Raw genomic sequence first — 20,189 nt, 5'->3', positions numbered from 1 at the left:
CGCCGCCTACAGTTCATGCCGACGGAGCTTGCCCGAACTGTCGCGCGGAAGCTGGTCGACGAACTCGTAGGCATGCGGAACCTTCGACAACGCCAGGCGCGCCCGGCAGTGCGCCATGAGCTGCTCCTCAGTGAGCCCGGAGGAGCCACGGACCACCAGTGCGTGCACACGCTCTCCGAGGATCGCGTGCCGACGTCCCGTTACGGCTGCATCGGCGACCGAGTCCAGCTCCAGCAGAACGTCCTCGATCTCGCTCGGATGGATATTGAGGCCACCGACGTTGATCACGTTGGACCGCCTATCGACGAGGTGCAGATACCCTTCCTCGTCCAGGTAGCCCAGGTCGCCGACGGTCAGGAATCCGTCGTTCTCCGGCAGATCGGGGCCGCCTCCGAGGTAGGTGGGCTGGACCGCACCGGGCGACTTCAGATAGATCGCCCCGACGGTGCCCGGCGGAACGTCTTGCCCGTCGTCACCGACTACCCGTACCTCCACGCCGTTTCCTGGTCGTCCCACGCTCCCAGGGTGCTCAAGCCATTCGTCACCTCTGATCCGCAGGTAGCCGACATTCTCGACAGACCCATAATCCTCGTACACCCGCTCAGGGGGCAGGATCTCCAGCCAGCGTCGTTTCACCGCTTCGGGGCACTTGGCCGACTGGTGGTACATGGCTTCCACACTGCTCAAGTCGTAGCGCGGAACGTCGTGGACAGCGGCGACGGCGCGCATCTGTGTCGGCACCAGCAGGAAGAAATTCACCCGATGCCGTTCGACCAGCCGCAGGAGCAGAGTGGGGGCGAAACTCACCATGATGACGACCGTGTGTCCCATGGCAAGGCCGTTGTGCAGCTCAAGGAACCCGCCATGGTACATAGGCAGTGCGACGAGCTGCACCTGGCCGAAACGGAATCCCGGTAGCTCATACCCAGCAGGTGTGCTCTGCTCCGGATCGTAGAGCCACGGGTGCCGACGGCATACGATCCGTGAAGTGCCGGTACTGCCGCCTGTGAGTGCCGCTGAACGAGGTACGCCTCGGGCCGGAACGTAGGACCGGTCCTCACCGTCCAACTCGGTGACCTGGATTTCTGAAGGACGTGTGCCAACGGCGAATGCTCCGGGTACCTTGCCGATGAGCTCCGTATACTCACGCTCGGGTAGGGCTGGGTTCACCGGAATGACGCGAGCCCCGAGCATCCATGTGGCCAGGGTCGTCACGACGTGGTCGATGCCATTGGGCAGACCGACGATGACCGTGCTCTCCTCTCCCACACCGCGCTTCTCCAGCGCTCGGGCGGCAGCGTTGATGCGGTCAAGTGCTTCGGACCAGGTGAGCACAATCTCCGTGCCGTCGGGCCGCACTTCGATGAGCGCGGTGCGGTCGGGGAACTCACGGGCCAGAACCGCAATTCGGTCGCCGATGGAGACGAGACCCGACCTGTCCGGGACGCCAGCGACGTGACTTCCCGATGGAAGCGCCACAGCGAGCTCGTCGCCCGCACCGACGCGTCCCGCCGACGGCGTGGGCAAGGAGACCCCGGATTTCGATCCCGTGACTTGGGAAGTTGATTCCATTACCTGCTTGGCCCAGTCACCGAATCGAAGAGTAGCCAAAGAATCAAAGAGCTCGACGATATCCACGGATACGTCCAGACCTTCTTCGAGGAGAGTGTGGAGCATGATGACACGTAGCGAGGTGCCGCCTTGATCATAAAACTTGGCGTCTTCCGGGAGAAAATCGGTGGGAGGCATATCCAGGGCCGCAAGCCAGGCCCTCTCCAAGAATTCACGAGTCGGTGATGGAGAGTTCATGGATTCCTCCTTGATTCGCAGTCGATGCAACGCAGGCGATCGATGCCGATCACGACAGCCCCGCGCGCTTCAGGTCAGCCGCAGGCGCCTTTCGTGTAGGAAGCGGTACGAGCGTTCACATGCCTTCACGATCTCCAGGTACTGGTCTGGGAGTGCCCGAGGCGCTTCTGTGGGGCGCCCAAAACCCGTTGTGCGCTGGACATGTGCGTACCAGGGGTCGCCGGGCTCCGGGTCGGTGGTTCGCCGTCCTGCCGGCCAGGAGAGCATCGACATCTGGAAGTCGACGCCCAGCGCACGGCACAGTGCCCTGAGTTGGCCTTCCGGGTCGGCCAGCACATCGGAGGCGTCGACTACGAGGGGCTCCTGGTCTGTGCGATCTCCGATCCAGCGGAAGATATCTACCATGGCGTCATAGCCGAGGTCCCCGGCTGTGAAGATCGGCCGGATGCGTGCGTACGAGGCAACCACGTGGCGTGGATTCCGGATCAGGAAGAAGTTTGCAGCCATCGGAATCCACTCCCTGGAAACATCTGGGAGAATATGCAATGCGTGGTGCTTCTGGAACCAGATAGCGCGATCATTCGGGATCGGACCTTCCAGATCCCGCACGACTGTCCGCCATTCGGTCGGCATGGTGGCCAGTGAATGCTCACGTCCGGGACGGTCAGCCCCGGTAGTCCTCAGATAGTAGCCGTAGAAGGGCTCGTCGCTGACCGTGGTGTCTCGCCGGTTCTCCCAGGACCTCAGCATGGCCGTCGACAGGGACCGGGGCCCTGACCACATGGCAATGCGCTGTCCGCCGTCCACGCTCTGCGTCACAGGCCGATGCATACTGGTGCTTTCCGCTTTCCACATCGTGGGCCGGCATCAGAGCCCGACCTGGAGCGGGGAGTCGCCGAACGGCAGCGGTTCGTCGTCGACGATCATCTGAACCACCTTGCCCAGAGTCATTCCCGCTGCTTGCGCCGATACCGCAAAAGACGCTTTGCTGAGGCCGAGCTGAGGATTGGCGTTCACTTCCAGAAACAGGCACTCGCCGGCCGGGGTGACCCGGCAGTCCAGTCGTGCATAGTCACGCAGACCGACGGCGCCGAAGGCAGTGGTCGCCATGGCGTACAGGTGCTCACGCAGAGCTCGGGGCCAGTCGGCCACCGGTTCATAGTGCACTTTCTCCTTGGTCGCCTTAGCCTGCGCGTCAAAGACAAATGGTCCGGAGAGCGGTGTCTCGTGCGACAATGTGAGGGCAGGCAGGCAGCGGGCTTGGCTCCGCCCGATGACCGGTACGGTAACGTCCTGTCCTTCGACGTAATCCTGAAGCAGCACCACACCCTGCAGCATCTCGTGCAGACCATTGACCGCCGTACGGATCTCGGTGGGAGCGTTGTTGATCAGGCTGAGCCCAACGCTGGAGTCCTCGCATGCTGGCTTCACTACGAGCTGCTCGCTGCCGGCAAACTCCCGACTCACCTTCTCGGCCTGTGCTGCGTCCATCCGGCCGGCCACTATGCGTTGCTTCGGACAGCGGAAGCCGAGCGCTGCCATGAGATCGCTGCAGTATGGCTTGTTAGCACTGCAATACAGCCCTTGAGGGCGGGCGCCGAAATAGTCCGCACCGGCACCTTCGAGGGCCACGGTCGGCAGCGCGCTGTCGGCCAGCATTCCGAATGCGTACGTGTAGTTGAATACCCGGTGACCGAATGTGCGTAACCGCCAGTCGTCGTCTGCCACATTGACCGCGGTGAGTCCGGGAATGTATGGGCGGATATGATCCACCATTGCTGCGATGCTGTCGACCGTCTCGAAATTCGCCAGTACCTGTGGTGTCAGATCTCCCCAGGTACGCACCTCCGGGTCGGGGACGTGGTGAAGCAGCACGACCATAAGCCCACCTCATTCCGGCTCTCGGGGTGACCAGCTGATCGTGCTGAGCTCGGTGCCGTCGAAGTCGCGTGTAAATGTCGGGTCGAACCTCCAGTGGTTGGAGGGGACGAGAACCTTTCCGCGTGCCGAGGGAAGATCCAGGACGTGCTGTGGGAAGGCGAGTCCACTCAACCGTTCGCGTAATTCTGACATGATGGCGATCTCGTCCGCCAATTCCATCTCGAACCGCTCGGTCGTGAGGATGCGCTGGCAGTGATAGATGTAGTACGGTCGCACGCCCAGCTGGAAGAGGCGTGTAAACATATCGGCGAGGGTGTCGGCGCTGTCGTTGACACCCTTGAGGAACACACTCTGGGAGATCAGGATGAATCCGGCGCTTCGGAATTCCCTGATCAACTCCACCGTCTCCGGGGTCAGTTCGTCCGGGTGGTCGATGTGGAGGCTCAGGTAGACCGTTGGCTTCATCACGGCCAGCCGTCGCATCAGGTCCATATTGACCTGTCGCGGTGTCTGCAACGGGAAGCGAGTATGGATGCGAAGCACCTTCACATGCTCAACGGCTTGCAGCGACTCGAAAAGGTACTCCAAACCCTTAGGGTTCACCAGCGGATCGCCGCCGCTGGCGATAATCTCGTACAAGGTGGGGTCTTGCGCGATGTACTTCACGATGCGGTCGATCTGCGGAGTCCCGAGCCGGCCGACCCGGTCGAGCCCCACTCCCACGCGGTCCTGTCGTTCGCAGTAGCGGCAGTTGGCTGCGCAGGTGTAGGAGAGCAGCACGAGTAGTCGCCCGTCGAACTTGCGCACCGTACCAAAGATCGGTGTGTTGACCTTCTCGTTGAGCAGGTCACGGTTGGTGTCCGCCGGTATGTCCTCAGTCTCTGGGTCGAAGAAATACATGGTCTTGATCGCGTCGCTTGTTTCAGCGAGCTGGCGCAGGTGGGAAGTGGTCTTCTCAGCGAACCTTGCCTCGTCCATGAATTCTCCTTGTGTCGTCATGGTTTCACGAAGACATCGACCACCAGTGCCAATCTTGGCCGAGCCGAACTGAGAGAGTGGAAGGAGTCGAGCAGCGCCGGCCGGTGGAGGATGTCGTCGGTGGGCGGCATCCGAAGCGCGTCACGTGCGGCAGGGGGAACTGTGAATACTGTTCCCGGCTGCGCGCGGCAGAGCTGAATCCAGGGCAATCCCTGCTGGGTCGCGTCGAACGCCACGGGGTAGCAGGTTTCGCTCTGCCCGCCTCGGTGTGAACGGTTGATGACCGAGATCTCAGTATCAGGCCCCACGAACTCCCGCATGGCCGTGGCGAGATCGGAAAAGCCCTCGCCATGCTTCTCCAGACGGAACAGCCGCACTCCGCCGGTATCGCCAACGCATGCGCGGGACGCCAGCTCGCGGTTTGCCTCGGCGTCCAACTCGACCAAGGACAGCCCTTCCGAGACGCGATCCGGCGCAGCCACAGGAACCAGGGCGGTCTCGGGCAATGACTCCGGTGTCCTGACGCTCACACCATTGGCATATCGCCGTACACCCTCATGTTCCTCGCGTACCTCGTTGACCGCGATGCGCTGTGCGCCCTCACGTAGCGCTCGCACCTGGTCGGTTTTTGCGATACCCCGCACCAAGGCACTGAATCGCTTTCCCTTGGCTGTGCCCGTCGTGCGTGCCGCGCTGCGGTCGAAAACGGGCAGTGCGCAATGGTACGGCATCATCATGGGGCCAGGGAACTGTGCGGGCTCGCTGAAAAACAGTCCCACGACCTCCCCCGGCCACAGCGCGAACAAGTATCGATCCCCGTTGGGATGATCCAGGGCCGTGCCGGACATGCACTCCGGCTGCATATCCCAGTCGATCAGAGTGAGGTATTGAATCACCTCGTACGTGCCGCGTGTTTCCGGTGCGTTTTCCAGGCGCGCGTACTGATTGACCAGTCTGTCGCGGTGATATCTTAGCCCGTCGCCGTTCGCTATGATTGCCATCTCGGTAGAGCCCTCCAAGAGGCGGACCCCAGCAGTGGCAAGCGCTGTCTCTATGGATGTGAAGTAGCGCGCGATCGGGTGGTCGGGGCCCGAGCCGGCCGCGTTGTCGATATAGAGGTCTCGCGCTTCACGGCTGCGGTCCTTCAGCCACAGCGGGACAAACTCCGCCAGTTCGCAAGGGGGTGAGGTCGCGTCGGTGGTCAGCACAGCATCGTGGGTAACGGACCTGACCAGCTCATGCGCGGCACTGCACACCTCATCGCTCATGATCAGACAGATCTCGGTGTCGCCGAATGTGAGCGTGACGGGTTCCGCCCCGCTCCGTCCTGGGTGCATCCTGGTCGTGCTGTTCGCTGCGTTCTCCTCAGCGAAGGGTGACTCGTCGATCTTGATGCTGAACCAGTCCGACAGCAGCTGGACGACCATCTCCCGGTCGTAGTCCGTCTGGTGACTTCCGGCCTGCGAGTGATGAAAGAACTGCTGAAGAATGAGAACTTTCACATTCTCGGAGAGAATGTCGAACGACGACGCTTGCGCAGCTCGGATTCCGTTGGCGTGCGCGGATCTCAGATGGTGCACGACGGCGTCCAGGTCGGCACGCAACTCATCGGGGGAGGCGCCTTCCGGTTGACTCAACCGCCTTAGAGCGGCGTCGAGATGCAGTACCGACATGTCAGCTCCGATTCGTAACGGCGTGGGCCGGAGATCGCACGGGATCGTGGGGTAACGGGGGGTGGCGAGGCGGTTACGAGTGGCTAGCTTGATGATGCGACAGCGGATGACATGTTTCAAGAGGGCAATAACTCAGCGGACTTGATCTTGTGTCAGGAGTCTGGTGTGTTCCGGTTTGGACGCGTTTGGCGATTCGGTGCCATGCCGCCTCCTGCATTGCCCGTTTCCGTTTTGGTCCAGGATGCGTTCCGGCCGGTGTGTGAACTGCCTTGAGGTCGCGGCCCCGAGGTGGTACTCAGTCCTGCTGATCATGTGAAGGTGCTGGTCGTCACAGGGTGATGGGTTGGCAGGGGGGCGACGTGTGCAACGGAGCTCCAGTTGAAGGGTTGACCCTGGACGTTTTTCCAAGCCCCAGCTTGGGCAGCCCCTTTGGGCCGACGGAACGGTGAAGCCCTGGTATGAGGGTTGTCGACCAAGAGGGGGATGCCTGACGGTGGAGGCCGGGGGCGTCGGGATGGGGATGAGCTGCGCTCGAAGAGGGAGAACTGCTCGTCGATGGTCTCTCGACGATGTACCGGCGGCCGCTCCGCCCCACCCGGGCGGCCGGAGGCCCTCGCCGTCGGGAAGAACCCGGTGTCCCGCACTCGGGCAGTCGCTGCCGGCGGTCTGCCGGTGAAGGTCAAGTCCTCCACGGGCAGCGCGTACTCCTCGGCGCGAGGGCTGCTGTCGCCGAACCGGTGGATTCCCCGTGATTTTAACGTTACGCAGCCCGGAGTGGCTGCCCGGTTCGGGTGTGGTTTACAACGTTGCATCTTGGTGCTGTGATGGCAGGGACCGCATCCCGTCCGATCTGACGTCCTCCCCCAGGAGACCCTTCGCCATGCCCGATTCGCACGCTCCCTCGGCCCTCGCGGGGACTCCACGGCCCGAGTACCCCCGGCCCGGTTTCGTCCGGGCGGACTGGCTCAACCTCAACGGCATCTGGCAGTTCGCCCGCGATCCCGGTGACAGCGGGTTCGAGCGCGGGCTTGCCCACAGCGAGCTGCCCGAGCGCATCGTGGTTCCGTTCTGTCCCGAGTCGGAGCTGTCCGGGATCGGGGACACCGACTTCCACCACGCCGTCTGGTACCGCCGCACCGTGCGGATACCGGAGGCGTGGGCCGGTCGGCGGGTGCTGTTGCACTTCGGGGCCGTCGACCACGACGCCACCGTGTGGGTCAACGGGCGGGAAGTCGCCCGGCACAGCGGGGGGTTCACGCCGTTCAGCGCCGATCTCGGCGGTGCCGTACGGGCCGGGGAGGAAGCCGTCGTCGTGGTGCGGGCGCGGGACGCGGCTCAGGGGCCGCAGGCGCGGGGGAAGCAGTCGACCGCGTACGACAACCACGCCTGCTTCTATACCCGTACCACCGGCATCTGGCAGACCGTCTGGCTGGAGCCCGTCGCGGACACGCACTTCCGGCGCCCCCGCATCACCCCCGACCTGGCCGCCGGCTGCTTCCACGTCGAGGTCCCCCTCGCCGGCAGCCGCACCGGCCACCGCGTCCGCGCCGAGCTGCGCGACGGGCACGGCGTCGTCACCGAGGCCGCCGTCGCCGCGGACTTCGACCTCGCGCCGCGTCTCGTCCTGCCCGTACCCGACGAACGCCGCCGCCCCTGGTCCCCCGAGGATCCGCATCTGTACGAGCTGGCACTGGAACTGACCGGTCCCGACGGCACCGTGATCGACCGTGCCGTCTGCACCGCCGGGCTGCGCGCCGTGACCGTCGACGGCAAGCGGATCCTGATCAACGGCAAGCCCGTCTTCCAGCGGCTCGTGCTCGACCAGGGCTACTACCCCGACGGCCTCATGACCGCCCCCGACGACGCCGCCCTCGTCCGCGACATCGAACTCTCCCTCGCCGCCGGCTTCAACGGCGCCCGCCTGCACCAGAAGGTCTTCGAGGAGCGCTTCCTCCACCACGCCGACCGCCTCGGCTACCTGGTCTGGGGCGAGTTCGGCGACTGGGGCGCCAGCACCGGAGGCCCGGTCGGGCCCGACAACCAGCAGCCCACCGCCGGCTTCGTCGCCCAGTGGCTGGAGGCCGTCGAACGCGACTACTCCCACCCCGCCCTCATCGGCTGGTGCCCGCTCAACGAGACCCGGCAGGTGCTCACCGACCGGCAGAGCGTCCTCGACGACGTCACCCGCGCCATGTTCCTCGCCACCAAGGCCGCCGACACCTCCCGGCCCGTGCTCGACGCCTCCGGTTACGCCCACCGTGTACCGGAGACCGACGTCTACGATTCGCACTGCTACGAGCAGGACCCCCAGGCGTTCGGCGAGCTGATGGCCGGGCTGCGCGCGGGCACCCCCTTCGTCAACCCGCAGGACGAGGCGGCCGGGCAGACCTGGTCGCTGCCGTACGGCGGACAGCCCTACTTCTGCAGCGAGTTCGGCGGCATCTGGTGGAACCCCGAGGACGCCGCGTCCGCGGGGGAGGACCGGCTGGTGTCGTGGGGGTACGGGCAGCGGCCGCGCGACGAGGAGGCGTTCCACGAGCGGTTCGCCGGGCTGACGGGGGTGCTGCTCGGTGACCCCGACATGTTCGGCTACTGCTACACGCAGTTGACGGACGTCTTCCAGGAGCAGAACGGCATCTACCGGTTCGACCGGTCGGAGAAGCTGGACGTGCGGCGCGTACGGGAGGCGCAGCTGCGGCCGGCGGCGTTCGAGGGGGAGTAGATCCGTGCCGGGGTGTGCGCGTCCGCGCGTACGCCCCCGGTTCACGTGCTCCGCCTGACCTCCAGCCTGTGCGCCGCCACCACCTGCCGCGCCGCCCGCCCCCCGTCCGCGATCCGGTCCAGCAGCAGCCCCAGCGCCGTCCGCGCGATCTCCGCCTTGTCCGGCGCGATCGTCGTCAGCGTCGGGTTGCTGTACCGGCCGTCGTCGATGTCGTCGATCCCGATGACCGCCACGTCCTCCGGCACCCGCAGCCCGCGCTCGTGCAGCGTGTGGATGGCGCCGAGCGCGAGGAGGTCGGTGTAGCAGAACACCGCGTCGGGGCGGGTGTCGCGGTCCAGGGCTGCGGCCATGGCCAGGGCGCCGTCGCGGCGGTGGTACGAGGGCGTATGGACGACGAGCGACGGGTCGTACGGCACGCCCGCGGCCTGGAGCGCCCGGCGGTAGCCCTCCGTCCGGCGGGGCGCCGTACCGCCGCCGCGCGGCTCCTGGTGGCCGAGCGCGGCGACGCGGCGGCGGCTGCGGCCGAGGAGGTACGCGGTGGCGTCAGCTGCCGCGGCGACGTTGTCGATCGCCACGTGGTCGACGCCGGTCCCGGTGATGCGCTCGCCCAGGAGCACCAGCGGGGTGCTGCCGCGCCGGTTGTCGAACTCGTGCCGCTCGATGCCGAGGGGGCTGAAGAGCACGCCGTCGACCGTGCCGGGGTTCATGCCGCTCAGGACGAAGCGCTCGGCTTCCAGGCGGCCCTCGGTCTGGTCAATGAGCACGGTGTAGCCGCTCTCGCGGGCGGCCTGGACGACGTGCCGGGTCAGCTCGGCGAAGTACGGGATGTCGATCTCCGGTACGGCGACGGCGATCAGGCCGGCGCGGCGCAGCCGCAGGTTGCGGGCGGAGAGGTTGGGGCGGTAGCCGAGTTGGTCGATCGCCCAGTGCACCCGCTCGCGGGTGGCCGCGCTGACGGGGCGGTTGCCCGACAGCACGTTGGACACCGTCGTGGGCGACACCCGCGCCAGCGCGGCCACGTCGCGTACGCCGATGGCGCTGCGCTGGGGCGGTGCTCCGGGGGGCGGCATGGGGCCATCTTCTCAGGCAGGCGCGACGGGGTGTGCGGGGGAACTCCGGGACGTGCACAATCCGTTGTGCCGGAAGGTCGCAGAGTTACCGAGGTGCGCACACCCCTGCCGTCCCACGCCGCGGAAGGCCCGCGACCATAACTCCGGACCACCCCGGACTCTCCCGCTGCCTGCTCCTCGGCTGCGCCGCCGGCGCGACGTTCACGGCCGCGACGGTCGCCGGCGCGGGTGCGGCGTACGGCGCGAAGAGGCCGTCGGGCACCACCAGGCCGAACGGTACGACCAGCCCTCATGGCACCACCAGGCCCACCGACGGCGACTGGCCCACCGAGTTCCCGCTGCCCGACGGCTGGCTCCCCGAGGGCATCACCATCGGCAGCCGTCCGTACGCCTACATGGGCTCCCGTGCCCACGGCGGCGTTCTCCGCGCCGACCTGCGCACCGGCGCGCTCAAGGTCCTCCGCGCCGGCGCCCTCGGCAGGGCGTCCATCGGCCTGAAGCTGGACCGCGACGACCTGCTGTACGTGGCGGACGGCGCCGGCGGCACGGCGAGCGTCATCGACTCCCGCACCGGCGCCCTGGTCGCGACCCACCGGCTGACGCCCCCGGCCGGCCACTTCATCAACGACACCGTCCTCCTCGGCAGGGACGCCTGGTTCACCGACTCCAACGAGGCGGTTCTCTACGCCGTCCCCCGCGGCCGCCGGGGCCAGGTCCGCGCCCTCCCGCTCACCGGCGACTGGGTCCAGACCCCCCACGTCTACAACGCCAACGGCATCGTCGACACCCCGACGGCCGCGGTGTCATCGTCGTCAGCAGCATCCCCGGCCGCCTGTACCACGTCGACGTGCGGACCGGCCACGCCACGGAGATCGCGCTGCGCGGCGCGGCGGACGTCCTCAACGGCGACGGCCTGGCCCGCGTCGGCCACACGCTGTACGTGGTCCGCAACTGCGACAATCAGGTCGCGGTCTTCCGCCTCGCCCGCGCGATGCGCACCGCCACGCTGCACCACACGATCACGGACCCCCGCTTCGACGTCCCCATCACGGCGGCCCGCCACGGCAACCGCCTCTATCTGGTCAACGCCCGCTTCACCTCCCCCCAGGAACCGGACACCACCTTCAACGCGGTGGCCGTCCCCCTCTGAGGGCCTTCTCCGAGGAGCATGCATGACCGAACGCCGGCTGAGCGCACGGGAGATCGCCGAGATCACCGCGTACGTGGACGTCTCCGCACCGCCGCCCGCCGGGCGGGCCACCGCGCATCTCGTCTTCGGCACCCACCAGTCCGGCCCGCCCGTGGAGATCGTCGCCGAGCGCCACCACCGCGGGCTGGCGCCCCTGGTCATCCTCACCGGGGGAGTGAACCGGCACGACGGCGTCGTCGAGGCCCGGGAGTTCCGCCGGCTGCTGGTGGCCCGCGGGGTGCCGGAGGAGGTGATCCGGTGTGAGGACAGGTCGGCGAACACCTGGGAGAACGTCGCGTTCTCGCTGCCGTACGTGCACGAGGCGCTGGACTCCGGGCTGTCCGTCACCACCGTCAGCAAGTGGTACCACCGGCGCACCGTGCACATGCTGGCCACCCAGGTGCCCGGCATCGGCCCCTTCTCCACGCTGACCTGGGATCCCGCGTACGGCGGGCCGGTCGTGACGCGCGATGCGTGGACCGCCAGCCCCGGTGGGCGGCGGCGCGTGCTCCGGGAGTGGGAGGAGACCGTGCGGCGGGTGGCGGACGGGAGCTTCAGCGCGGTGGCGCTCGTGGGCGGGGCGTGGCGGCCCTGCGACGGGCCGGGGGCCGGCAGAGGGCGTAGCGCACGTGTCGAATGAGTTCGATTCCGTACGCACCTTGACCCCTCCCCACGCGGCGCCGCATTCTGGGAGCGCTCCCACGCGGCGCCGCAGCCACCCCGTGGAGAGGCCCCCCAACGTGCGCAGGATCAGCAGACTCCGACTCGCCGGACCGGTCCTACTCGCCGCCGGCCTGCTCGTCTCCGGGCCCGCGACGGCCGAGCCGTTCGCCGAAAGTGCTCAGAGCGCCGCAGCGGGCCGGAGCAGCGGGAAGACCACCGCCGTGCCCTACGACTGGCGTAACGCCCGTATCGACGGCGGCGGTTTCGTCCCCGGCATCGTCTTCAACCGTTCCGAGCCCGGCCTCGCCTACGCCCGCACCGATATCGGCGGCGCCTACCGCTGGCGGGAGTCCGACAAGACGTGGACCCCCCTCCTCGACTCCGTCGGCTGGGACGACTGGGGCCACACGGGCGTCGCCAGCATCGCCTCCGATCCCGTCGAGCCCGACAGGGTCTACGCCGCCGCCGGCACCTACACCAACGACTGGGACCCCGGCAACGGCGCCGTCTACCGCTCCGCCGACCGCGGAGCCACCTGGCAGAAGTCCCCGCTGCCCTTCAAGCTCGGCGGCAACATGCCGGGACGCGGCATGGGCGAGCGCCTCGCCGTCGACCCGCACGACAACGACGTGCTCTACGTCGGCGCTCCCAGCGGCCACGGCCTGTGGCGCTCCACCGACGCCGGCGCGACCTTTGCCCGCGTATCCGGCGTCGACGAGGCCGACACGATCGGCTTCGGCAAGGCCGCGCCGGGCGCGACGTACCAGGCGCTCTACACGAGCGCCAGGATCGGCGGCGTTCGCGGGATCTTCCGCTCCACCGACGCCGGCGCCACCTGGGAGCGCATCAACGACGACGCCCATCAGTGGGGCCGGACCGGTGCCGCCATCACCGGGGACCCGCGGGTCTTCGGCCGCGTGTACGTGTCGACCAACGGACGGGGGGTCGTCTACGGCGACGTCTCCTCGAAGTAGGCGTCGAGAGCGGACTCCAGGTCGGCCGCCCACGTCTTCAGCGTCGCCTTGTCCGGTGCCTCCACCTCGGCGGGGCAGATGCCCCGGTCGTCGTGGACGCTGAGGACGAGGCGGCGGCCGAACCGGGAGGTCTTGTACTCGACCGCGCCGATCTCCGGCCAGGTGAACTCGGCCTCGGTGTCGTCGAGCTGGAAGCGGACACCGGTGCTGTCGATGGTCACCGAGCCGCGGCGGTCGGCGGCCTCGAACACGGGCCCGTCGCCGTCGGAGCCCGGGTCGTCGGAGGCGCCGGCCTCGGAGTCCCCGGACGCGGTCGCCTTGTCCTCGTCGGCGTCGTCGGCGTCGACGGCGTCGCCTTCGGCGTCCTTGCCGGCGGACCCGGCCTTGTCCGCCTCGTCCTCGTCGCTGTCGTCGTCCGCGGCGTCCTCGGTGTCCGCGGCGGCCGCGGAGTCCTCGGATTCCGTCTTCTCGTCGGTCGTTTCTGCTTCGTCCTGCTCCTTCTCCTTCTCGTCCGGCGGCGACGGTACGAGGCCGGGCAGAGCGGCCGGGTCCATCGCTGCGGCGTTGACGGGCGTGACCTTCAGACCTTTGTTCTCCTCCACGGTCCCAAAGTATGGCCGCTGGCCCCCCTCGCGGTCTCCGGGTCCGGTCACCTGCACCGTGATGCCCGGTTCAGCACCCGGCGGCGGCTTCGTACCATTGCCGTCATGGAGATCGTCCCCGTGCCCTACGACCACCCCGACGCGGTCATGCTCAACGACCGGGTCCAGCTCGAGTACGCCGAGCGGTACGGCGAAGGGGATCACACGGTGATGGACCCGCTGCACTTCACGCCCCCGCGCGGGCTCTACCTGCTGGCGTACGACGCCGACGGCACCCCCCTCGCCACGGGCGGCTGGCGGGCCATGGACGGGACCCCCGAGGGGCACCGGCCCGGTGACGCCGAGCTGAAGCGGATGTACGTGGTCCCCGAGGCCCGGGGGCGCGGTCTTGCGCGGCGGATACTCGCGGCGCTGGAGGAGAGCGCGCGGGCCGCGGGGCGGACGCGGATGGTGCTGGAGACGGGCAGCAAGCAGCCGGAGGCCATAGCGCTGTACCGGTCGGAGGGGTACGAGCCGACGGAGAAGTTCGGCTACTACCGCTGCGAGCCGGACAGCCGCTGCTTCGCCAAGCCGCTGCGCGCGGCGCGGGACGGCGAGCAGGCGGAGGGCGTCGCGGCCCGCTGAGCCGCGGCACAGGCCGCACCGGAGCCGCGGCGCGGGCCGCGCCGGGGAGCCCTGCCCGTACCGCCTAGCCCTCCCGTTCGTCCACCACCCTGCGGATCTTGCCCACCGACCGCTCCAGCGTCTCCGGCGCCACGACCTCCACCTCCACGCCGACCCCCACGCCCTCCCGCACCCGCCGCGCGATCGCCTCGCCCGCCGCCGTCCACTGCTCCGCCGGCGCCCCCGGCCGGGCCTCGGCCCGTATCGTCATCCGGTCGAGACGGCCGTGGCGGGTCAGCCGCAACTGGAAGTGCGGTGCCACCCCGGGGGTGCGGAGCACGATCTCCTCGATCTGGCTCGGGAAGACGTTGACGCCGCGCAGGATGATCATGTCGTCGCAGCGTCCGGTGACCTTCTCCATCCGCCGGAACGCCGGCCGCGCCGTGCCCGGCAGCAGCCGGCTGAGGTCGCGGGTGCGGTAGCGGACGACCGGCATGGCCTCCTTCGTGAGCGACGTGAACACCAGCTCGCCGCCCTCGCCCGCCGCCCGCACCTCGTCCGTCACCGGGTCCACGATCTCCGGCAGGAAGTGGTCCTCCCACACGTGCAGCCCGTCCTTGGTCTCCACGCACTCCTGCGCGACGCCGGGCCCGATCACTTCCGAGAGCCCGTAGATGTCCACCGCGTCGAGACCGGCCCGCTCCTCGATCTCGTGCCGCATCTCCTCCGTCCACGGCTCGGCACCGAAGATGCCGACGCGCAGCGAGCCGGCGCGCGGGTCGAGGCCCTGGCGCTCGAACTCGTCGATGATCGTCAGCATGTAGGAGGGCGTGACCATGATGACCTCGGGCGCGAAGTCCCGGATGAGCTGCACCTGCCGCGCGGTCATCCCGCCGGAGGCGGGGATGACGGTGCAGCCGAGGCGTTCCGCGCCGTAGTGGGCGCCGAGGCCGCCGGTGAAGAGCCCGTAGCCGTACGCGACATGCACCCGGTGCCCGGGCCTGCCGCCCGCGGCGCGGATGGAGCGGGCGACGAGTCCCGACCAGGTGTCGAGGTCGGCCGCCGTGTAGCCGACGACGGTGGGCAGGCCGGTGGTGCCGCTGGAGGCGTGCAGCCGGCGGACGTCCGAGACGGGGACGGCGAACATCCCGAAGGGGTAGCCCTCGCGGAGGTCGTCCTTGGTGGTGAAGGGGAAGCGCGCGAGATCGGCGAGCGTGCGGCAGTCGTCGGGGGTGACGCCTGCGGCGTCGAACTTGCGGCGGTAGAGGGGGACGTTGTCGTACGCGTGGCGGAGCGTGGCGCGGAGGCGGTCGAGTTGGTACGCCGCCAGCTCGCCGGGGGTCATGCGCTCGCCGTCGTCGAGCAGCGGGGCGGGGGTGCCGGTCGTCGTCTCGCTCACGCGCGTCCCTCCGGTCCTGTCCCGTCGTGCTCGCCGTTCACCCCGTTGCCGCCTGCTCCGTACGGGCCCCGCGCGCCCGTCGACGGGTCGCGGACGATACGGCTCCGGCCGCGGAACTCCGCGATCACCTCGGCGCCGCGCAGCACCCGCACGTCGTAGACCCCGTTCCGGCCGAAGCGCACCCGCTCCTCCGCCCGCGCCACCAGCACGTCCCCGACGTGCGCGGGCGCCGCGTACGTGATGTCCGCGCCCGCCGCGACGGCGACCCCGCGGCTGTTGCACGCGCAGGCGAACGCGGTGTCGGCGAGAAGGAAGACATAGCCGCCGTGGGCGATGCCGTGGCCGTTGGCCATCTCCGCCGTGACCGCCATCCGCAGCACCGCGGCGCCCGGCGCGGCCTCCAGCAGTTCGATGCCGTGGCGGCGGGCCGCGGCGTCGGCCGCGAACACCGTCGTGCCGTCGTGCGGCGAGGTCATGTGCTGCACCACCTGACTCCCCTTGTGGCCCGACCGATCATTCGGTTAGCTTGCGGAGCGGCCGGATCCCAGTCAAGAGGTACGACAGGACGTACGACATGACAGAGCACAGCACAGCGCCCGACGGGCCCGGCGCCCAGGCGCCCCGCGCCATGGCGGTCGTCGGCGGCGGCCGGATGGGCGCGGGGATCGCCCAGTCGTTCGCGACCGCCGGATCGCGCGTCGTGATCGTGGAGAGCGGCGCGGACGCGGCGGCGGCCGCGGTGGCGCGGGTCGCCGGCTCGCTGCGGCGGGCCGCGGAGCGGGGCCGGCTGGCCGCGGGGGTGGATCCGGACGAGGTGTGCGCGCGGATACGGGCCGTGGGCTCCGTCGCGGAGCTGCCGGCGGAAGCGGGTCTCGAACTGGTGGTGGAGGCGGTGCCCGAGGACGCGGGGCTGAAGGCGCGGGTGCTCGCCGCCGCCGAGCGGGCGGTGGGCCCGGACGCCGTGCTGGCGACGAACACCAGCTCGCTGTCCGTCGCCGAGCTGGCCGCCGCCCTCGGCCGGCCCGCGCGGTTCCTCGGCATGCACTTCTTCAACCCCGTCCCCGCCTCGGAGCTGGTGGAACTGGTCACCGCGCCGGAGACCGGTGCCGCGGCGCTGGCGGCGGCGCGCGGCTGGACGCGGACGCTGGGCAAGACGGCGGTGGTCGTAAGGGACTCGCCGGGCTTCGCCAGCAGCAGGCTCGGGGTGGCCCTGGGCCTGGAGGCGATCCGCATGGCCGAGGAGGGCGTGGCGGCCCCCGCGGACATCGACACCGCGATGGAGCTGGGCTACAAGCACCCGATGGGCCCGCTGCGGCTGACGGACCTGGTCGGGCTGGACGTCAGGCTGGCCATCGCCGAGCACCTGTGCGGGACGCTGGGGGAGCGGTTCGCGCCGCCTGAGCTGCTGCGGGCGAAGGTCGCGCGGGGCGAGCTGGGGCGCAAGACGGGGCAGGGCTTCTACGCCTGGCCGTGAGCCGGCTCCGCGCCGCCACGCGCCGGCACCTGCCTACCGGCCGGTAGTCGATTGCCGGGCCGGACCGTTGGCGGGCGTGGAATGCGACCCGGGAGGGGTTCCCACGGCGGTCGTACTGCTCCGGCAGTACGACCCAGAGCATCCGCCAGGATGACGACTTTCGTCATCGATCGCGCGATCGTTGCTATATGAGCCCACTCATGCTGTCGGTGCTGCTTTCGCTGGTGTCAGCGGTGGCGTACGCCGGCGCCGCACTCGTCCAGGAGCGTGTCGCGGCCACCACCACCGACGCCGACGGTGCGGGCGGGGCGTTCGCGCCGCTGCACCGCGGGAGCTGGTGGGCCTCCGTCGTGCTCAACGCCTCGGGCGCGCTGCTGCACGTGGTGGCGCTCGCCTACGGGCCGCTGAGCCTGGTGCAGCCGCTGGGCGCCCTGACCATCGTCTTCGCGCTGCCGATGGCGGCGATCTTCTTCAGCCGCCGCGCGGGGCGGGCCGCCTGGCGCGGCGCGCTGCTGTCGACCGTGGGGCTCGTGGTGCTCCTGATGCTGGTCGACCCCGTGGAGTCGCGGGAGCTGGGCGGGACGACGGCGCTGGCGCTGGCCGCGGCGACGGTGGCGGTGCTGGCCGTGCTGACGCTGGCGGGCGCGCGGATCCGGCACGTGGCGGCCCGCAGCGTGACGCTGGCGGTGGCCTCGGGCGCGGCGTTCGGCATGGCGTCGGTGTTCACCAAGGACGTCACCGCGGACTTCACCGACCCGCTGGCCATCGGCATGATCGGGATCCTCGCCCCGGCCGGGCTGCTGCTGTCGCAGGCGGCGTACCGCGGCGCGGGGCTGTCGGCGCCGCTGGCGACGCTGACGGTGGTCAATCCCGTGGTAGCGGCGGCGGTCGGCGTCACGGCGCTGGGCGAGACGGTGCGGTACGGGGCGCTGGGCGCCCTGCTCGCCATCGGGGCCGGCGCGGTCGCGGCGGCGGGGCTCATAGAGCTGACGGTCCAGGCGCACCGTACGCCGCCGGCGGAGCCGGCCGGCGCGCCCGCCACGGAGCCGGCGGACGAGGCCGCGGCGCCGGTCACCGGCAGGGTGCCGGCTCCCGCCGCGCCGCCCGAACCGGTCGCACCGCCCGAGCCGGCCGGGTCCGGGCCCGCTCCCGGCTCCGTACCCGCGCCCACCCCCGCGTACCACGCGGGCGCCGCAGCGGCGGCGGCGCTCTACGAGACCGCCCCGGCCGCCGAGGCCGGGCCGGAGGCGGGCGGGTCCGACCGGCCCGGGACGGATGTGTCCAGGGCAGGTGTGCCTGAATCCGGCCGTGGCCAAGCGGACGCGGCGCACGCCGGGCCCGGCCGTGCCGGTACGGGTCACCCCGGTGCCGCGCACGCCGCGACGCGGGGCGGCGAGCCCCGTACCTCCGAGGCCACGCCCCCCCACGCCCCGGCGCCCGAGACCCCCGCACCCCGGGTCCCGGCGCCGGAGAACGCCGCCTCCGCGGGCCCGTCTCCCGCGGTGGCGGCGCTCATCCTCGCGGGTGCCGCCGCGTCCGGCGGCGCCGCCCTGGCGCCGCACCACGCCGGTTGCTCCCGCTTATCCGGCGCACCGGGCCCAGGCGGGGGCCCGGCGCACCGGGCCCCCGCCTGACCACGGCGACCGGCACGGCGGTGCCCGGGGCGCCCCGCCCCCGTAGCGCCCACCGCCCTCGCTCCCGCACCCCCCGCCCCTCCAGCGACCCCCTCTGCCGCCGCTCCGCCGACGACATGGCGAAGCCGCCCCGCCCCCGTGGTGTGCGGCGGCTGTGCCATGGTGGCCGCATGCGCCGCTTCGCCGTGACCGCCTCCGCCCTCCTCGCCGTGGCGCTGGCCGCGTGCTCGACCGGGGACCCCGAGGCGGCGGCCAATGGGGGTACCCCCGCCAGTGAGGGCGTAGCCGGTGGGGGAGGGAACGGCCGGAGCCCGGCACCCACGGACGGGGACGTACAGGAGCTGCGGGTACGGGTGCTGGAGCGCCTGCCGCATGACGCCGAGGCGTTCACGCAGGGCCTGGAGCTGCGCGGGGACGTCCTCTACGAGAGCACGGGACTGGAGGGCAGCTCCTCCGTACGCCGCGGCCCCGTCGGCGGCGCCCCCACTGTCCGCCGCGATCTGCCCGCCCCGTTCTTCGGGGAGGGCCTGACCCTCGTCGGCCCCCGGCTCTGGCAGCTCACCTGGCAGAACGGCATCGCCTTCGAGCGCGAGGCCGACACCCTCAAGGAGCTGCGCCGCGTGCGCTACGAGGGCGAGGGCTGGGGCCTGTGCCTGGACCGTACGGACGGCGGCACCGGCGGCCGGCTCGTCATGAGCGACGGCAGCGCCCGGCTCACGTTCCGCGACCCGGAGACGTTCGAGCCCACGGGACACGTGGACGTCACCCGCGCCGGCGCCCCCGTCGACCAGCTCAACGAGCTGGAGTGCACCCCTGACGGCAGCGTCTACGCGAACGTCTACCAGACCGACACCCTGGTCCGTATCGACCCGGACACCGGCGCCGTCACCGCCGACATCGACGCCGCGGGGCTGCTCGGGCCCGCCGAGCTGCGGGCCGGGGCGCGCGAGCTCAACGGGATCGCCGCGGTCCCCGGCGGCGACGAGTTCCTGCTCACCGGCAAGTACTGGCCCCGGATGTTCCGGGTCGAGTTCGTGGCGCGCTGAGGGCGTGGAAAAAACTTCCGGCGGGGTGTCGATCCGGCAGGGTGCCGTTCGACGCATGGGCAGAAGGACGGCACCGGGCCGCCCGTGACGAGAACGAGGAGACGCGCGATGCGCTACATGATGCTGATCGAGCCCGACCTGGAGAACAGCCCCGCCGACGGGATGCCCAGCCAGGAGGTCATGGACGAGATGGGCAAGCTGCTGGAGGAGATGACCAAGTCCGGCGTGCTGCTCGACACCGCCGGGCTGAAGCCCAACGAGGAGGCCGTACGGGTCGTCTCCGACCACGGGAAGATCTCCGTGGTCGACGGTCCTTTCACCGAGTCCAAGGAACTCGTCGGCGGCTATCTCATCGCCCAGGTCAAGTCGAAGGAAGAGGCGATGGAGTGGGCCAACCGGTTCCTGAAGGCGCACGGCGAGGAGTGGACCATCACCGTTGAGCTGCGGGAGATCATGGAGCCGTAGCCGCACA

16 protein-coding genes and 2 pseudogenes are annotated in these 20,189 nt (G+C 69.8%); 9 read left to right on the top strand and 9 right to left on the bottom strand.

The window, feature by feature from the left end:
- Window positions 1-6: 6 nt before the first annotated feature.
- From FB457_RS21725 to FB457_RS21705, 5 genes are all read right to left on the bottom strand, one after another.
- Window positions 7-1,809, bottom strand: a complete 1,803-nt coding sequence (locus FB457_RS21725) for an AMP-binding protein (protein WP_145782890.1) — start codon at window positions 1,807-1,809, stop codon at window positions 7-9.
- A 69-nt stretch (window positions 1,810-1,878) separates the two neighbouring features.
- On the bottom strand, window positions 1,879-2,628 hold the full coding sequence (locus FB457_RS21720) for a sulfotransferase-like domain-containing protein (protein ID WP_052770310.1): 750 nt from the start codon (window positions 2,626-2,628) through the stop codon (window positions 1,879-1,881).
- A 48-nt stretch (window positions 2,629-2,676) separates the two neighbouring features.
- A complete protein-coding gene (locus FB457_RS21715) occupies window positions 2,677-3,690 on the bottom strand; it encodes a D-alanine--D-alanine ligase family protein (RefSeq protein WP_047016219.1) in 1,014 nt (337 codons plus the stop codon).
- A gap of 9 nt (window positions 3,691-3,699) precedes the next feature.
- On the bottom strand, window positions 3,700-4,668 hold the full coding sequence (locus FB457_RS21710) for a KamA family radical SAM protein (protein WP_216725710.1): 969 nt from the start codon (window positions 4,666-4,668) through the stop codon (window positions 3,700-3,702).
- A 17-nt stretch (window positions 4,669-4,685) separates the two neighbouring features.
- Window positions 4,686-6,341 (bottom strand): hypothetical protein, encoded by a 1,656-nt coding sequence (locus FB457_RS21705; RefSeq protein ID WP_145782888.1) that lies wholly within the window; start codon window positions 6,339-6,341, stop codon window positions 4,686-4,688.
- An 880-nt stretch (window positions 6,342-7,221) separates the two neighbouring features.
- Between FB457_RS21705 and FB457_RS21700 the strand changes: the two genes are divergently transcribed.
- Window positions 7,222-9,063, top strand: coding sequence for a sugar-binding domain-containing protein (locus tag FB457_RS21700; protein ID WP_145782886.1), 1,842 nt, complete (start codon window positions 7,222-7,224; stop codon window positions 9,061-9,063).
- Window positions 9,064-9,104: 41 nt separating this feature from the next.
- Here the strand turns inward: FB457_RS21700 and FB457_RS21695 are convergent, their stop codons facing one another.
- A complete protein-coding gene (locus FB457_RS21695) occupies window positions 9,105-10,133 on the bottom strand; it encodes a LacI family DNA-binding transcriptional regulator (protein ID WP_145782883.1) in 1,029 nt (342 codons plus the stop codon).
- A 137-nt stretch (window positions 10,134-10,270) separates the two neighbouring features.
- On the opposite strand from FB457_RS21695, the pseudogene FB457_RS21690 reads away from it, so the two are divergent.
- The 3 genes and pseudogenes from FB457_RS21690 to FB457_RS21680 all read left to right on the top strand — a co-directional run.
- Window positions 10,271-11,283, top strand: a pseudogene (locus FB457_RS21690) (SMP-30/gluconolactonase/LRE family protein).
- 22 nt (window positions 11,284-11,305) lie between these two features.
- A complete protein-coding gene (locus FB457_RS21685; protein WP_145782881.1) occupies window positions 11,306-11,962 on the top strand; it encodes a YdcF family protein in 657 nt (218 codons plus the stop codon).
- 109 nt (window positions 11,963-12,071) lie between these two features.
- A pseudogene (locus FB457_RS21680) lies at window positions 12,072-12,681 on the top strand (xyloglucanase); the annotation flags it as partial.
- 253 nt (window positions 12,682-12,934) lie between these two features.
- Here FB457_RS21680 and FB457_RS21675 read toward each other — a convergent pair.
- Complete coding sequence (locus FB457_RS21675) at window positions 12,935-13,561, bottom strand: hypothetical protein (RefSeq protein WP_145782879.1); 627 nt, start codon at window positions 13,559-13,561, stop codon at window positions 12,935-12,937.
- A 105-nt stretch (window positions 13,562-13,666) separates the two neighbouring features.
- Between FB457_RS21675 and FB457_RS21670 the strand changes: the two genes are divergently transcribed.
- Window positions 13,667-14,185 carry a GNAT family N-acetyltransferase gene (locus tag FB457_RS21670; protein WP_047016212.1) on the top strand — a complete coding sequence of 173 codons (519 nt, stop codon included), beginning with the start codon at window positions 13,667-13,669 and terminating at the stop codon, window positions 14,183-14,185.
- A gap of 64 nt (window positions 14,186-14,249) precedes the next feature.
- Here the strand turns inward: FB457_RS21670 and paaK are convergent, their stop codons facing one another.
- Window positions 14,250-15,509, bottom strand: coding sequence for a phenylacetate--CoA ligase PaaK (gene paaK, locus FB457_RS21665; protein ID WP_047019981.1), 1,260 nt, complete (start codon window positions 15,507-15,509; stop codon window positions 14,250-14,252).
- 50 nt (window positions 15,510-15,559) lie between these two features.
- Window positions 15,560-16,051 carry a hydroxyphenylacetyl-CoA thioesterase PaaI gene (gene paaI, locus FB457_RS21660; protein WP_486589095.1) on the bottom strand — a complete coding sequence of 164 codons (492 nt, stop codon included), beginning with the start codon at window positions 16,049-16,051 and terminating at the stop codon, window positions 15,560-15,562.
- Between the two features lie 86 nt (window positions 16,052-16,137).
- Between paaI and FB457_RS21655 the strand changes: the two genes are divergently transcribed.
- The 4 genes from FB457_RS21655 (at window position 16,138) to FB457_RS21640 (ending at window position 20,182) form a co-directional block, all read left to right on the top strand.
- Window positions 16,138-17,037 (top strand): 3-hydroxyacyl-CoA dehydrogenase family protein, encoded by a 900-nt coding sequence (locus tag FB457_RS21655; protein ID WP_047016210.1) that lies wholly within the window; start codon window positions 16,138-16,140, stop codon window positions 17,035-17,037.
- 188 nt (window positions 17,038-17,225) lie between these two features.
- Window positions 17,226-18,671, top strand: coding sequence for a DMT family transporter (locus tag FB457_RS21650; protein WP_253911239.1), 1,446 nt, complete (start codon window positions 17,226-17,228; stop codon window positions 18,669-18,671).
- A gap of 170 nt (window positions 18,672-18,841) precedes the next feature.
- Window positions 18,842-19,717 carry a glutaminyl-peptide cyclotransferase gene (locus FB457_RS21645; protein WP_186462029.1) on the top strand — a complete coding sequence of 292 codons (876 nt, stop codon included), beginning with the start codon at window positions 18,842-18,844 and terminating at the stop codon, window positions 19,715-19,717.
- Window positions 19,718-19,825: 108 nt separating this feature from the next.
- The gene (locus FB457_RS21640) at window positions 19,826-20,182 is read left to right on the top strand and encodes a YciI family protein (RefSeq protein WP_047016209.1); all 357 of its coding nucleotides are present in this window, start codon (window positions 19,826-19,828) and stop codon (window positions 20,180-20,182) included.
- Window positions 20,183-20,189: the final 7 nt, after the last annotated feature.

The organism is Streptomyces sp. CNZ287, assembly GCF_007827615.1.
Note: the sequence above shows the minus strand (reverse complement) of the source record. Positions and strands in the feature narration are given on the sequence as shown.

What these genes read in the sequence shown, in the direction of transcription:
- FB457_RS21725 (WP_145782890.1), bottom strand. Translation starts at nt 1,809, where the DNA reads ATGAACTCTCCATCACCGACTCGTGAATTCTTGGAGAGGGCCTGGCTT.
- FB457_RS21715 (WP_047016219.1), bottom strand. Translation starts at nt 3,690, where the DNA reads ATGGTCGTGCTGCTTCACCACGTCCCCGACCCGGAGGTGCGTACCTGG.
- FB457_RS21710 (WP_216725710.1), bottom strand. Translation starts at nt 4,668, where the DNA reads ATGGACGAGGCAAGGTTCGCTGAGAAGACCACTTCCCACCTGCGCCAG.
- FB457_RS21705 (WP_145782888.1), bottom strand. Translation starts at nt 6,341, where the DNA reads ATGTCGGTACTGCATCTCGACGCCGCTCTAAGGCGGTTGAGTCAACCG.
- FB457_RS21700 (WP_145782886.1), top strand. Translation starts at nt 7,222, where the DNA reads ATGCCCGATTCGCACGCTCCCTCGGCCCTCGCGGGGACTCCACGGCCC.
- FB457_RS21695 (WP_145782883.1), bottom strand. Translation starts at nt 10,133, where the DNA reads ATGCCGCCCCCCGGAGCACCGCCCCAGCGCAGCGCCATCGGCGTACGC.
- FB457_RS21685 (WP_145782881.1), top strand. Translation starts at nt 11,306, where the DNA reads ATGACCGAACGCCGGCTGAGCGCACGGGAGATCGCCGAGATCACCGCG.
- FB457_RS21670 (WP_047016212.1), top strand. Translation starts at nt 13,667, where the DNA reads ATGGAGATCGTCCCCGTGCCCTACGACCACCCCGACGCGGTCATGCTC.
- paaK (WP_047019981.1), bottom strand. Translation starts at nt 15,509, where the DNA reads ATGACCCCCGGCGAGCTGGCGGCGTACCAACTCGACCGCCTCCGCGCC.
- FB457_RS21655 (WP_047016210.1), top strand. Translation starts at nt 16,138, where the DNA reads ATGACAGAGCACAGCACAGCGCCCGACGGGCCCGGCGCCCAGGCGCCC.
- FB457_RS21650 (WP_253911239.1), top strand. Translation starts at nt 17,226, where the DNA reads ATGAGCCCACTCATGCTGTCGGTGCTGCTTTCGCTGGTGTCAGCGGTG.
- FB457_RS21645 (WP_186462029.1), top strand. Translation starts at nt 18,842, where the DNA reads ATGCGCCGCTTCGCCGTGACCGCCTCCGCCCTCCTCGCCGTGGCGCTG.
- FB457_RS21640 (WP_047016209.1), top strand. Translation starts at nt 19,826, where the DNA reads ATGCGCTACATGATGCTGATCGAGCCCGACCTGGAGAACAGCCCCGCC.